Annotated in this window: 11 protein-coding genes; 7 read left to right on the top strand and 4 right to left on the bottom strand. The window is 57.1% G+C overall.

Annotated features, from left to right (window positions below; genetic code table 11):
- The first annotated feature begins 196 nt into the window (after positions 1-196).
- From AC07P1_RS18575 to AC07P1_RS18560, 4 genes are all read left to right on the top strand, one after another.
- Positions 197-985, top strand: coding sequence for a hypothetical protein (locus AC07P1_RS18575; RefSeq protein ID WP_494697204.1), 789 nt, complete (start codon positions 197-199; stop codon positions 983-985).
- 378 nt (positions 986-1,363) lie between these two features.
- A complete protein-coding gene (locus tag AC07P1_RS18570; protein WP_494697203.1) occupies positions 1,364-2,452 on the top strand; it encodes a hypothetical protein in 1,089 nt (362 codons plus the stop codon).
- A gap of 984 nt (positions 2,453-3,436) precedes the next feature.
- Positions 3,437-3,694: a helix-turn-helix domain-containing protein gene (locus AC07P1_RS18565; RefSeq protein WP_494697202.1), complete on the top strand. Its 258-nt coding sequence runs from the start codon at positions 3,437-3,439 to the stop codon at positions 3,692-3,694.
- 3 nt (positions 3,695-3,697) lie between these two features.
- Positions 3,698-5,026 carry a type II toxin-antitoxin system HipA family toxin gene (locus AC07P1_RS18560; RefSeq protein WP_494697201.1) on the top strand — a complete coding sequence of 443 codons (1,329 nt, stop codon included), beginning with the start codon at positions 3,698-3,700 and terminating at the stop codon, positions 5,024-5,026.
- A gap of 79 nt (positions 5,027-5,105) precedes the next feature.
- Here AC07P1_RS18560 and AC07P1_RS18555 read toward each other — a convergent pair whose 3' ends face one another.
- Positions 5,106-5,837, bottom strand: a complete 732-nt coding sequence (locus AC07P1_RS18555) for a PEP-CTERM sorting domain-containing protein (RefSeq protein WP_494697200.1) — start codon at positions 5,835-5,837, stop codon at positions 5,106-5,108.
- Between the two features lie 274 nt (positions 5,838-6,111).
- On the bottom strand, positions 6,112-6,939 hold the full coding sequence (locus AC07P1_RS18550; RefSeq protein ID WP_494697199.1) for a 3-keto-disaccharide hydrolase: 828 nt from the start codon (positions 6,937-6,939) through the stop codon (positions 6,112-6,114).
- A gap of 467 nt (positions 6,940-7,406) precedes the next feature.
- On the opposite strand from AC07P1_RS18550, the gene AC07P1_RS18545 reads away from it, so the two are divergent.
- Positions 7,407-8,045 carry a hydrolase gene (locus AC07P1_RS18545; protein ID WP_494697198.1) on the top strand — a complete coding sequence of 213 codons (639 nt, stop codon included), beginning with the start codon at positions 7,407-7,409 and terminating at the stop codon, positions 8,043-8,045.
- 30 nt (positions 8,046-8,075) lie between these two features.
- On the opposite strand, the gene AC07P1_RS18540 is transcribed toward AC07P1_RS18545, so the two are convergent.
- Positions 8,076-8,948 (bottom strand): helix-turn-helix domain-containing protein, encoded by an 873-nt coding sequence (locus AC07P1_RS18540; RefSeq protein ID WP_494697197.1) that lies wholly within the window; start codon positions 8,946-8,948, stop codon positions 8,076-8,078.
- Positions 8,949-9,111: 163 nt separating this feature from the next.
- Positions 9,112-10,806 carry a response regulator gene (locus AC07P1_RS18535; protein ID WP_494697196.1) on the bottom strand — a complete coding sequence of 565 codons (1,695 nt, stop codon included), beginning with the start codon at positions 10,804-10,806 and terminating at the stop codon, positions 9,112-9,114.
- A gap of 184 nt (positions 10,807-10,990) precedes the next feature.
- Between AC07P1_RS18535 and AC07P1_RS18530 the strand changes: the two genes are divergently transcribed.
- Positions 10,991-11,551, top strand: coding sequence for a response regulator (locus AC07P1_RS18530; RefSeq protein ID WP_494697195.1), 561 nt, complete (start codon positions 10,991-10,993; stop codon positions 11,549-11,551).
- A gap of 157 nt (positions 11,552-11,708) precedes the next feature.
- Complete coding sequence (locus tag AC07P1_RS18525; RefSeq protein WP_494697194.1) at positions 11,709-12,488, top strand: alpha/beta fold hydrolase; 780 nt, start codon at positions 11,709-11,711, stop codon at positions 12,486-12,488.
- The last annotated feature ends 4 nt before the right edge of the window (positions 12,489-12,492 follow it).

Genomic DNA, 12,492 nt, shown 5'->3' with positions numbered 1-12,492 from the left:
TAAAGCCGGATACATGTCCTATATTGAAAGCATGCGGGGCAAAGTAACTCAGACCGGCGAAAAGATGCCTGATAGAAATTTTTTCTAACCCCAACGTATCTCTGGGTGGGCGTGCAGCGACGGCATTAAAGTTGGGTCAGGATCATTCTGTAGAGCGGATATGTTAGCATTTCTCTCATGCAATCGGAGAGCGACGATGTCGAAATATTTGAAGGATGTAGAGATCACCAATGTGCGCGTTACCTTAGCGAATGTGGAAGAGATTGCTAATTTATTTGACCGACTTTGGCATGAACTTGCCGCCCTTGCTCGGGCTACTCCTGGACTGGCACCCCTATACGTTTTCATGATCCGATACGATGGGCAAGGCGTAAAAGTTTATGACCCTGCGACATTGATGGATGTCTTCAAAATGGCAAGGCGAGTAGAACGGATTATCTTTTCTATCGAAACCGACGACTCTAGGAACTCCAACCGTCTTCGTGGAAGGTTCGCCGAGATGGTGCTCGACAGGTTAAATCCGCACTGCCTTCTTACTGTGTCGTCTGATACGGAGGACTGGATGGAGTCAACTTTTTCACGGCTTCGGACGACCGTCGAAAAGATGGCGGCTTGGCATCGCGGCATGGGGCGGTCTAAGCCAGTCATGTTGTTAGTGCAGTTGCTCGGCGTGTTTTTAATCTTCGTGGTCAGTGTGGGTGCCGCGCGGGCATACGAGGCGAAATATCCCGGCAAAGATGCGTTTCTAACCGTATTTCTATTTTCGTTGCTTATGCTGTCTAACGTGTGGACGGCTGTGGGGCCGGCCCTTAACCGGTTGCTTGCAAGAACCTTTCCGAACGTCGGTTTTGTCAAGCCAGGGCGGGAGACAGCCCATTGGGGAGTTCAGGCTGGGATTACGTTCGTTGCGACTATCATCGTGACCTACGTGTTAGATAGGGGTATCGCGATGGGGATTGCATTGTTGCAGGGCGTCCTCCCGTAGACGTTAATAACGTCACGCTGCTTCCGATTTTTATGTAGGTAGGCTTATAGGTAGTGAATACTTGACTTCCGACGGAAGCCGCATTGTTGCTTGCCTAGTGGATTACACCGCTTAAGTCGAAAGCGGCCGCAAAAAGTAGGCGAAAAGCCCCTCTCCAAAGTGCGTTTTTGTGCCGATCCCAAGGGCTAAAAAATCACGATTGGTTGTGATTTTGGGGAGTAGTAATCGCCTTGCGAGCCACATTTTTGCAGGATTGTTTAGATTGCTTCCCAAGCTTTCATAGGGAGCAAAGGCAGATGCATCATCGGAATTTGCAGGATGGAACAAATGTGTCCACATTGAAATAAAAACGTGATTGTTCCATCCGTTAGGGGTTGTATGAGTGATATCGGAAATATTGATGAGTATATACATTATGTTGATTTCCACGGGGGCTCAACTGAAGAGTGTGATTTCATTTTTCAGGTTGCGGAGATCGTTAATGATTTTCTGCGATTTGTTCATTCGAAATATTCTTATATGGGGGGCGCAATTGAATTGCTCATTAGGGCCTCGCAAAAAACTAATGCAAGCGCAAGAATCGATAATAAAATAATAATAAACAGAGGCCTTATAGATTTTTTTATTCTGCATGAAGAGCAGTCTGGTAACGGGAAATATTCTGCATTTTTGTCGCTAGACCAACAAGATAAAGTGCAACGTTTGGGTGGATTACTTTGGGTCGTGGCGCACGAATTCTTTCATTTTGCTAGAGGCCATCATAAAGTAAGAGCGACCTCGAAATTGATGGCCCAAGCGCTGGAGTTCGATGCTGACTGCTATGCGGTAGCTGGGACGTATAGATATTTCATGTATCGTATGCAAAATGAACATTCGCGAATTGATATAAAGAACATTGTTTGTAGATCTTTCTACTTCGGGATTCGACAATTAATTGAGTTAGACGATATCGAAATTGCTAAGGAGGGAAGTCACCCACGATGGCACGTGAGGTTAAAGGCTGCTCATGATAAGCTTGTTGATCTGGATATGCCTTTAGTAAACTATGGCATTACAAAGAAGTTCTGCGATGAATGCGATATTTTGATTCACTCCCTAGTGGACTTTGAACGAGAATTCCTAATAAAAAATGGAGTCGAGAATATTGGAGATAGTAAATTTTTCTTAAGTATGTTTAGAGATGAGATGCCGCCTCCGGAATATTCGAAAATTATGGACGAGTGGGAAAGGATTGAACCTCTTGTCTTGAACGGATCGAATCTTTTTGGGGATAAATTTATTCATGGAGGCCCGTTCACATCTTTTGGAGACGGCGGGATAGTTAATTTCCAGCAAGGAATTCGGTACACTGCGAAATCCGTGAATTGGCGCCTGCGTCCGAAGTTTCACATGCATTCATCCTCTTTGGATGTGGAAGTATATGCAGCAACGATGATCATTCCGAACGCGTACTGGGTAATATATTGATTGCTGGAATTCTCAATTGCGATCAAGCTTGCGCGATCGGGGAGATCGTGTGTAGGTATATTTGTAGGTATGATAGTGTCGCAGCCCGGAAGGCGCCTAGAACCGTCATATGTGAAGGTCACCGCTTGAGTCGAAAACCGCCGCAAAAGTACGCGAAAATCCCCTCCCCAAACGGCTTTTTCTCGCTGATCCAAAGGGCTACAAAATCACGATTGGTTATGATTTTGGGGAGTGGTAATCGCCGGGCGCGCCGCATTTTTGCAGGATTGTTTACATTGCTTCCCAAGCTTACGACGAGGGTTCGATTACAGTATTCTTTGTGCAGTCGTCTGCACAAAGACAGCGTAAACCCAATCAGTGGCCGGCAGACAGCATACAGCCTCAAATTCCGTGGGTTTGATTTCCCCGGGATATGACCTTGAGCCAAGTCTAAACACATTGCATAATCATTTCCGCAACGGGAATAAAACACTAGTTAAATCAATGGCTTATGACGCGCAAAGTTGGAATTGGTGCGGAATCGATTTGCAGGTAAGTCGTTGATTTTTAAACCAAGATTTGAAGACTTGAAAACTGCCGACGGTGTGAGCCGTTCGTGAGTTCGAATCTCACCGCTTCCGCCAAGTATTCAGTAAGAAGCCCCATCGATGGGGCTTTTTTTCGCCTTCTCAAATTCAATCGCCCTTGCCATCCCCGGCGAGCGCATGAAGGCAGGCAGCGAATACCGTGTACCCTTGTCAACCGGCGCAATGGTCCTTCTAGCGTCCACACCGCACCTTGTTGCGTTTATTTTCGCGAGCCGGTGTAGCGACGGCGCCCAATCACCAAGCGCATAGCGCTGAGGCAGGCATAGTTCCACTACCGCAATCAAAAAAACAGCCTAGAAGCTGCAAACTAAATTACTTGTATAACAGGTATTTGACGGATACCTGTTATAAGCGTAATCTGCAAATATTCGTTACAAAGGTAAAACGCGGGTATCCCATGAGGCAAATTCTGTCCCTCTCCAAACAGCTTGGTCCGCTTATCCAGTCGGCGCGCAAGTCCGCCGGGCTGTCGCAGACGCAACTGGCGCAACGCCTGGGAATCAGCCAGAGCCGCATCTCGGCGATGGAGCTCGATCCGGGATCGATCAACGTCGAGCAGCTGCTGGCGCTGCTGGCCGTGTTGAATCACGAAGTGCTGGTGCAGCCGAAGACGAGCGTCGCCGAGGAGCGTGGTCCGAACACGCCGGAATGGTAATCCATGGGACGCAAATCGCATTCTCGGTCGCTGTCGGTGTGGAGCAACGGCGAGCGCGTCGGAACCTGGACCATCCCGCCGCGTGGCGAAACGCAATTCCTTTACGATAAATCCTGGAGGGAATCGGCGATAGGACGGCCATTATCGCTATCGCTGCCCTATACCGGCGATCTGCCATTGCGGGGCGATGTCGTCCGCGATTTTTTCGACAATCTCCTTCCCGACAGCGAGCCGATACGCAAGCGCCTGGCGTCCCACTACAAGCTCGCCTCCATCGAAGCATTCGACTTGCTGCAAGAAATCGGTCGGGACTGCGTTGGCGCGGTCCAGTTGCTGGAGGAGGACGAGGCACCGAGCGACGTCAAGCGCATCGAAGGCAGTCCCATGTCCGAGGAGGACGTTGGGCGACACTTGATCCAGTTGACGCAGTCGGGACCGTTAAGACGCCGCGAGGACGCCGACGACCTGCGCATCTCGCTCGCGGGCGCGCAGGAAAAGACCGCGCTGCTGTGGCACAACGGCGGCTGGATGCGTCCGCATGGCTCGACGCCCACCACGCACATACTCAAACTGCCGTTGGGCTTGGTCGGCCACCGCAAGACCGACTTGAGCGCATCGGTCGAGAACGAATGGCTGTGCATGAACTTGCTGGCGGAATTCGGCCTGCCGGTCGCCAAGACCGCCATCTTAAATTTTGGTACTCAAAAGGTGTTAGGCGTCGAGCGCTTCGACCGAAAAATGCACTCGTCCGGAAAATGGATCATGCGCCTGCCGCAGGAAGACTTCTGCCAAGCCCTTGGGGTCCCGCCGCATCTGAAGTACGAGAGCGACGGCGGTCCCGGCCTGTCTGAATTGGCGACGGTGCTGCGCGGCTCCGAGCGCGCGGAGGAAGACTTGACCACGCTGCTGACCAGCCAAGTGCTGTTCTGGTTGATGGCCGCGCCGGATGGACATGCCAAGAACTTCAGCATTCACTTGTTGCCCGCAGGTCGCTACGCGCTTGCACCCTTATACGACGTCATGTCGATCTGCCCGATTGAAGGCGGCGGCCCGAATCAATATTCGCTTCACAACGCCAAGCTTGCGATGGCCTTGTTAGGCAAGAACAAACACTATCGATTCGCAGACGTGCAGCGCAGGCACTTCAACAGCACTGCCGCCAAGTGTTTCCTACGCGCCGATGCCGAAGATGTTATCGAAAGCGTGCTGGAGCGAACCTCAGGCGCGATCCAGGCAGTAGCGGCACGGTTACCATCTGGCTTTCCCGTCCGAGTTGCGGAGACGGTCTTCGCAGGGATCAAACGATCGGCACAGCAATTGGGCGCCGGTTGATCCCAGGCGCTTAAGATTCTTCGTTGAATTTGAGCATGATGAAACGCCCGCGGCATGAATCGCGATCGAGCGGGTTCTTTCAAGCGCGATTCTTGCGGCGCCGTGCGATCAAGCCGGTCATGGCCAGCCCCGCCAGCATGAGGGCGTAGCTGGATGGTTCAGGGACGGCGGAGATGGTGACGGTAATACTGTCCGGCGTGCCGCCGAACATCGTACTGATGTCCGGACCGGTGATATCGTTTGTGAAGTAGAAAGAGGCGCTCTTGTTGAACTCAGCGCCGCTCACGTCTTGCGAGAAGGTTTGAGACTGGTTGAAACTTCCCGTCGGAACAAACGCTGCGGAATAGCTGCTCGCATAAGTCTGTACTTGCAACACCTGGACACCGCCCGTCACGCCCAACATGCGGCTCGACACTTCAGCGCCATTGATGTTGCTCGAAAGCGCGCTTGAAATGAGCTGGCTCCCATTGACGGTCGCGTTGGCGCTGAAGGTCTTGGTGTGGCCGTTGACGGTGACCGTGACGGTGTATCCCGGACCGTTGCCGTACAGCTCAGCTGCGGAACCTGCGGTGTTGCTGAACTCCCACTGCGCCGGGTCGGTGCTGACGGTAATCGTTTCCGTGTACGCCAGGCCAGTCAAATCCCGTCCTATCCAGGAACCCGTGTCCGGTATGTCGCCAAAAAGTTGCATGTGGTCATATCCATAGTCGATATGGCCGGTCGTGGTGACGGTCCAGGTTTGCGCTTGTGCCTGGCTGCAGAAGGCGCTCAGCGCCAGGAGGGCGCCTGCCGCGAATAATTTGATAGGCATGTTTTCTTTTCGTACGGGGGGTGGAAAGGACCGCGAACAACCATGACAATGGTGGCCGGACGGTTGGCATTGCGCCACTAAGCTTAGCCCGCTTGCTGCGGCGGGCCGAAGCGCCCCAGACGGCCAGGCCGGCGAGAGCATCGAGGCCGTCGTGCCGCGACAGGCAACTGGCGTCCATTCGAGCGCGGCATAATGGCTTTCGTTGATATTTAGATCACAATGATATCATCAAGCCATGCCGACAAAAATTTAAATTTTAATAATTTCACTGGGCCTAAAGTGATTCCTCCAATGGCAGGATTTCTATCCGGCGAAATTCGGTAGGATGGGTCTCCGCCTGGATGGCGATGTATCCGCTCTCCAGCATCTGAGGGAAGCCTTTCGCCATGAGTTGCCGGCTGTGCGGATCGCTCGGGTTGAGTTGTGGCTGGCTGTAGCTGATCACGGTCTCGCCATCAAGGATATGCTTGATTAATTTTCCGCCGCGAACTTCCACCTCGATGGTGACCCAATCGTCCCCCATATACACCTTTGAGTTGGCCGAGGTACGGTGGGTAGTGGTCAGCTGCCCGTTAAATACCGCCTTGGTGTGAGGGGTGCAGAACGATCCGTTGTTCTGGTCACCAGGCCCGCCTCCGCCAAGCATCTGCACCTCGATCGATGCGGGAAAGTCCTGGTCGAGCTCCATGGTCTCCGGCGGTTCGCTAAAAATCATGATGCCGTTATTGCGAAAGCCCCAGCCCGGAGCGCCCGCGAGCTGTTTGCCGACGAAACGATATTCCGCCCGAATACGGTAGTGCGACAGTTTCTGCTTCCAGAACAGGTGACCGAATTCGCCGTTGAATTTGTCGTACTCGCTGTAGTCGACTTTGAGAATGCCGTTTTCAACCTTGAATGTGTTTTTGTAGTTGACGCCAGCCGGATAGCCCTTGAATTTCGGGGTCCAGCCGGATAAGTCTTTCCCGTTGAATAGCTGAATCCACTCAGCTTGCTTCGGCTGTGGCCCGATGGCGCCCTTTGATTCTAGCGAGTTGTTGTGGACGCCGACGCACCCGGTCAACGCAAACGCGCAAAGCAGGCTTGCTAGTTTTATTTTCTTCATTGCCCATTTCCGGATGGCGGTCAAAAAACGCTGGCGGCAGCGGTATTCGACAGTGTCGTTGAAATTGCTGGCTGGATCAAGTAAGTGTCTGGCCTTCCGAGCGGTCCTACGGGGCGGCAACGGTCGAGGTGGCAAACAATTTCCTGATTGTCGTTGGCGTGACGTCGAAATCGGTGAGATGGCGCATCTCGAGTCCGCGCGCATGGCGAATGGAGAACGCGTAGGCGGGAGTCCACCGAATCTGTTAGCTGCGTGTGGCAGACCTTGTCAGTGACGAGAGCATCAGGCAGGGTTGTAAATCAAGCAGGCGAGGCCCGGTGATCAATTCAGACTGTCCGGCGCAAGACGGGTCAGTGCCACACGCGGCCAGGCATGGCACCATCTTTCGTGACGGACAAGCGGCGTTGCCGCTCGTCTCAGTCCTTCCGCAACGGCGAACGAACGCCCCATCCACCAAGGAGTTTTACATGCCCAAGACCGGCCTTCCCGCACTGCTACGCCCCGAAGACAGCATCGTCGTGCTCATCGACCACCAGCCATACCAATTCGCCAACCTGCACAGTCACGAACCGACGATGATCGTCAACAACGTCGTCGGCCTGGCCAAGGCCGCAAAGGTGTTCGGCGTCCCGACCATCCTCACCACGGTGATCGAAGACCGGGGCGGCAACCTGATCAAGGGGCTGCAAGACGTGTTCCCCGACCAGAAGCCGATCAACCGCACCTTCATCAACACCTGGCAAGACCCGAATGTGACCGACGTCGTGAAAAAGAGCGGCCGCAAACAGCTCATCCTGGCGGCGCTGTGGACCGAGATCTGCCTGGCCATGCCGGCGATCCAGGCGTTGGGCGAAGGCTACGACGTGTTCGTCGTGACCGACGCGTCGGGCGGCGTCTCGGCCGAAGCGCACGACATGGCGGTGCGCCGGCTGGTGCAGGCCGGCGCCGTGCCGATCACCTGGATGGCGGTGATCTCCGAGTGGCAGCGCGACTGGGCGCGCGTGGAATCGGCCACCGAACTCTCTAGCGTCGTGCTGGAGCACGGCGGCGCGAGCGGCGTCGCGCTGGCTTGGGAGCTGCAACTGCTGCAATCGGCGCGGGCCTAACGGCGGACCGGGCATGCGCGGCGCATCCGCCTAGCTGAGGCGGTCCCTGCGCCAGGCTGACGGTGTCGCGCCCGTCAGCTTGCGAAAGGTCCTGCCGAAGTGCACGGCGTCCGCGAAGCCGGTCGCTTCGGCCACGTCTTCGAGCGAACCGCAAGTGTTTAGCAACAGCGCCTTGGCGCGTTCGATGCGCGCCTGCAGCTGCCATTGGTAGGGCGCCAGGCCGGTGGAGGCCTTGAAGGCCCGGTGGTAGTGGGATTGGGACAGGCCGGCAAGGTTCGCCAGCGTCGCAAGCTCCACCCTGGAGGGAAGGCTTGTTTCCAGGAAGCCCAGCGCGTCGCGCAACTGCAATGGCGACAGTTTGGCCGGACCCTTGACGGCGGATTGGTTGCCGCGAAACAGCCGGAGCGCAATCGCGGTCACGAGCGCGTCGCCGTATAGTTGCGCGGACGGATCCGGATCGCGCACCGCGTCCGCCAGCAAGTTGATGAGCGCGCAGGTTCCATCGTCGGTGAACCGCAGTCGCGGCGTGTTCGCGAGGTCTTGCCGTCCCTCGATGGCGCAGCGCTCGCCCAGCGCGCCGATATCGAAGCACAGGTTGACGTCACGGGCGTAGCGAATGTCGTCGCTGTATCCCCACAGCTCCATCCCCGCGGGTGTGAAGTGCATCTGGCGCGGCTTGTAGTCGACCGGGCAGGGCGTATTGCGGCGTAGCCGGGGCTCGGCGCGGCCTTCGCCGACTTCGTCCAGCATCATGCCAAGCCGCGACTGCTCATCGTGTGCCAGCTGATGCAGAACCCGGCCGTTGCCGAAAAACTCGGTGATCACGACGGCGACGCCATTCCAGGTGCGGTCAACGCTCGTCACATTGATCAGGTTCTCCGGAAGGTCGTTTTGGTTTGCCATGAGAGGGACTAGGAAGTGAATGGATACCTATTGTAGAGATGCGGCGAAGGTGGTGCGGGTGGCATCGGCTCGACCAGATTTCCGGCAGCGGCATACAGCATACGTCGACCTTTGTGGTGGCCGACAGCGGTCAGCGATCTGATCGCACCGGGGTGCAACGGCGTCAGTGTAGCATCACCGCCATGAGGTCGATCTCGGGAGTGGCGGGCATGAGGGTTCCCAACTGCGCGCTGAGTTCGCAATGGCGGAGCTGGCCGGGCGCCATCTTGTCGATCTGGTTCAGCACCTCGGCAGCTTCGGCCGTCAGCGCCAGATCGTAGCCGCGCTTTTGCACGTGTGAAATTAGAATCTGCGCCGTGTTGAAGAGGATGCGCAGATTTCCCGGCAATTTCAGCCGCGCGGCGCGCATCCACTCGACCGCTTCGTCCAGCTTGTCGGTCTTCCACAACAGCACGCCCCGGTTCATGATGTCGCTTGCCTCCTTGCGCGCGTTCGCGATCAGATTGGCTCCTTCTTCGTCCATCCCGGCGTACTCGAAGACTTTTTGCACCTCGTCGCGCACGATCTTGTCGTCGTCGTTATTCTGGACGACGTGGCACAGCAGTTTGACCGCCGGCTCTTTCATGCCCACTTCCAGCAGCAGCGTGGCGATATCCATGCACGTGCTCGGGGAGGGGAGGACGGCGGCGGTGGCCGTGGCCAGCATCGCTTCGAGCTCCCCGGCGATGACGGTGGCGCTACGCGTGTCGCCATTGTCCAGGCACACCAGCCCTTCCGTGATTTTAGCGCGCAGATCGCTGACGTCGCCCGCGAATTTCTTTTGCACCGACGCGAGGATTTGCATGGCCTCCTTGGGGGCCTTTTTGATGCCGCACACGCGCGCCAAGCCGAAATAGGGATCGGCCGATCTGTTGATCGAATGTTCGCCGACGCTGATACATTTGCGAAAGGCTTTTTCGGCGGCGGCGACATCGCCCAGCCTCAGTGCGACTTCCGCCAGCGTCTTTTGGCGCGGCGCCGAATTGGGCGAGAGCCGGGCCGCACGATCGAGCACGGCGCTGGCCTGCTCGGACTGCCCCAGATGCTTGTGCGCGGTGGCGAGCTGGTCGTAGGCGTCGAGGTACAGGCCGTTGCCGGCGATGACATCCTGGAGCATTTGGCAGGCGCCGGCATAGTCGCCGTCCTGCAGTCGGAGCTTGGCCAGGCCGGCCTTGGCCCAGGTGCAGTCGCGATGGCACAACACGTTCTCAAAGATGGCGCGGGCGTTGTCGCGCTGGCCGCATTTGAGCAGCAGGGAGGCCTTCATGCGCAACAAATCGTTTTCGTGCAGCTTGTTGTCGCCGATCTGCATGTCGCACAACATGGCCGCATGGGCATAATCCTTGCGCGCATAGGCCAGGTCGATTTTCCGGAATACCTGTTTTTTCTGCCACGCGCGGTTCAGGCGGGTGGTGAGCATACCCTCGGTGATGGGTTTGAGCAGATAGGCGTCCGGGCAGTGTTCGGCGGTGCCCATCACCGAATCGGAACTCTTCTCGGCCGAGACCATCATGAATATGCTGCTGGGCATGAGCGAATTGTTGCTGCGCGCCTCTTCCAGGATTTGCTGGCCGTTCCGCCCCCCGTCCAGATGGTAGTCGCACAAAATGACGTCGTAGCGCTTATTGGTGAGCATGGCCATCGCCTCCTGGCCATCCATGGCCAGGTCGATGTTCTTGGCCCCCATGTTGCGCAGGCTTTCCCGCAGCAATTGACGGATGCTGGCGCAATCGTCGACCACCAGGTAATGCTTTTCGGCCCAATTGACCGCTGGCGTGTCGGCAGCGTTTGGCGCTTTGCGGGTGGTCGTCTGGCTCATCATATTCCCTCTCGGATTAAGTGGCAGCCCGCCATATATGCGACCCGTACTGTCAATATAGACTTACCTGACTAACCTGTCAACGATGCGGCCAATATGGCGATCACATATTGCCTATTCTGGATGAACTGACTATCCTGTCAGCGCGAATTTGTCGCAACGGCGCGAAAAGAAGGGGCGGGACATGTCGGACGTTTTGACTACAGGAGAGGCCGCGCGCATTTGCGGCGTCAATTTCCGGACCGTATCACGCTGGATAGAGCGCGGATTGCTGCCGGCGTACAAATTACCCGGCAGGGGCGATCGCCGGGTGTTGGTCGACGAGCTGCATGAATTTATGCGCAAAAACGGCATCCCCGACCACACGCTGGCCGTGGTCCAGCCCAGGCGCGTATTGATCGTCGATGACGAGCCGAACATGGCGCGCGCCATTGAGCGTGTGCTGCGCGGCACGGGCTTCGAGACCGCGGTCGCGTCGAACGGCTTCGAGGCCGGCGCCATGCTGCCCATCTTCAAGCCGGCGCTCATGACGCTGGATCTGCGCATGCCGGGCCTGGATGGCTTGGACGTGCTGCGTTTTCTGAAAAAAAACGAGCTGCCCGCGCCGTTGAAGACGCTCGTCGTCTCGGCCGACTCCGAGGAACGTCTGCAAATGTCGCTGGCGCTCGGTGCCCATGGCGTTGTTCGCAAACCGTTCACGAACGAAGAACTGCTGGCGGCGGTGGAGCAGATGCATGTGCGCTGAGTTGGCATCCGCGGTGCACAGCCAGCCGATTCCGCAGTCCGCGCGAGTCGATGCGAGCGGTGGCAGGACAACCGCATAGGCCATTCACCCGATACCGCCTTACCAGCATTCTCCCTACACTGGTTTCACTTACCCAACAAACCAAACGGAGAACGCCATGACCACCATCAAAACCTCGCTGCGCCTGCTCGCCATCGCAACCGCCTTCGCAACTATCGTCCCGCAAGCAAGTGCGGCCTCTATCGATCCCAGCGCCAAGCCCTCCGTCGTCATCGTGCACGGCGCCTTCGCCGACGGTTCCGACTGGGCCAAGGTGATCCCGCTGCTGCAGGCCAAAGGCATCAAGGTCACCGCCGTCCAGAACCCGCTCACCTCGCTGGCCGACGACGTCGCCGCAACGCGCCGCGCGATCGCGGCCCAGCCGGGCAAGGTTGTGCTGGTGGGCCATTCGTGGGGTGGCACAGTGATCACCGACGCCGGCCAGCACGACAAGGTGCGCAGCCTGGTGTACGTGGCCGCCTTCGCGCCCGACGCCGGCAAGTCGACCGCCGAAACCGGCGAAGGCTATCCCGCGGCCCCGGGCACCAAGCGTTTCGTCGCCGACGGCGAAGGTTTCCTGAGCCTGCCCGAAGCGGCGATGCGCGAAGACTTCGCCCAGGATGTGACGCCGGCCCAAGCCGCCGTCATGACCGCGACCCAGGGACCGATCCAGGCCAAGGCCTTCGCCGACAAGGTGAGCGCCGCCGCCTGGACCAGCAAACCGTCGTGGTTCATCGTCAGCGCGCGCGACCGCATGATCGACCCGGGCTTGCAGCACGCGATGGCCAAGAAGATCGGCGCCAAGACCACCGAACTGCCGGCCAGCCACGTGCCGCAGCAGTCGCGTCCCGCCGAGGTGGCGAAGGTGATCCTCGACGCGGTCGCGGCAACCAAATAAGTAG

Source organism: Duganella sp. GW821-FHT07F09 (genome assembly GCF_059418705.1).
This window is presented reverse-complemented; position numbering and strand designations above follow the sequence as displayed.

Bases quoted from the DNA above. Each gene is read 5' to 3' on its own strand.
- AC07P1_RS18575 (WP_494697204.1), top strand. From the start codon at position 197: ATGTCGAAATATTTGAAGGATGTAGAGATCACCAATGTGCGCGTTACC.
- AC07P1_RS18570 (WP_494697203.1), top strand. From the start codon at position 1,364: ATGAGTGATATCGGAAATATTGATGAGTATATACATTATGTTGATTTC.
- AC07P1_RS18565 (WP_494697202.1), top strand. From the start codon at position 3,437: ATGAGGCAAATTCTGTCCCTCTCCAAACAGCTTGGTCCGCTTATCCAG.
- AC07P1_RS18560 (WP_494697201.1), top strand. From the start codon at position 3,698: ATGGGACGCAAATCGCATTCTCGGTCGCTGTCGGTGTGGAGCAACGGC.
- AC07P1_RS18555 (WP_494697200.1), bottom strand. From the start codon at position 5,837: ATGCCTATCAAATTATTCGCGGCAGGCGCCCTCCTGGCGCTGAGCGCC.
- AC07P1_RS18550 (WP_494697199.1), bottom strand. From the start codon at position 6,939: ATGAAGAAAATAAAACTAGCAAGCCTGCTTTGCGCGTTTGCGTTGACC.
- AC07P1_RS18545 (WP_494697198.1), top strand. From the start codon at position 7,407: ATGCCCAAGACCGGCCTTCCCGCACTGCTACGCCCCGAAGACAGCATC.
- AC07P1_RS18540 (WP_494697197.1), bottom strand. From the start codon at position 8,948: ATGGCAAACCAAAACGACCTTCCGGAGAACCTGATCAATGTGACGAGC.
- AC07P1_RS18535 (WP_494697196.1), bottom strand. From the start codon at position 10,806: ATGAGCCAGACGACCACCCGCAAAGCGCCAAACGCTGCCGACACGCCA.
- AC07P1_RS18530 (WP_494697195.1), top strand. From the start codon at position 10,991: ATGTCGGACGTTTTGACTACAGGAGAGGCCGCGCGCATTTGCGGCGTC.
- AC07P1_RS18525 (WP_494697194.1), top strand. From the start codon at position 11,709: ATGACCACCATCAAAACCTCGCTGCGCCTGCTCGCCATCGCAACCGCC.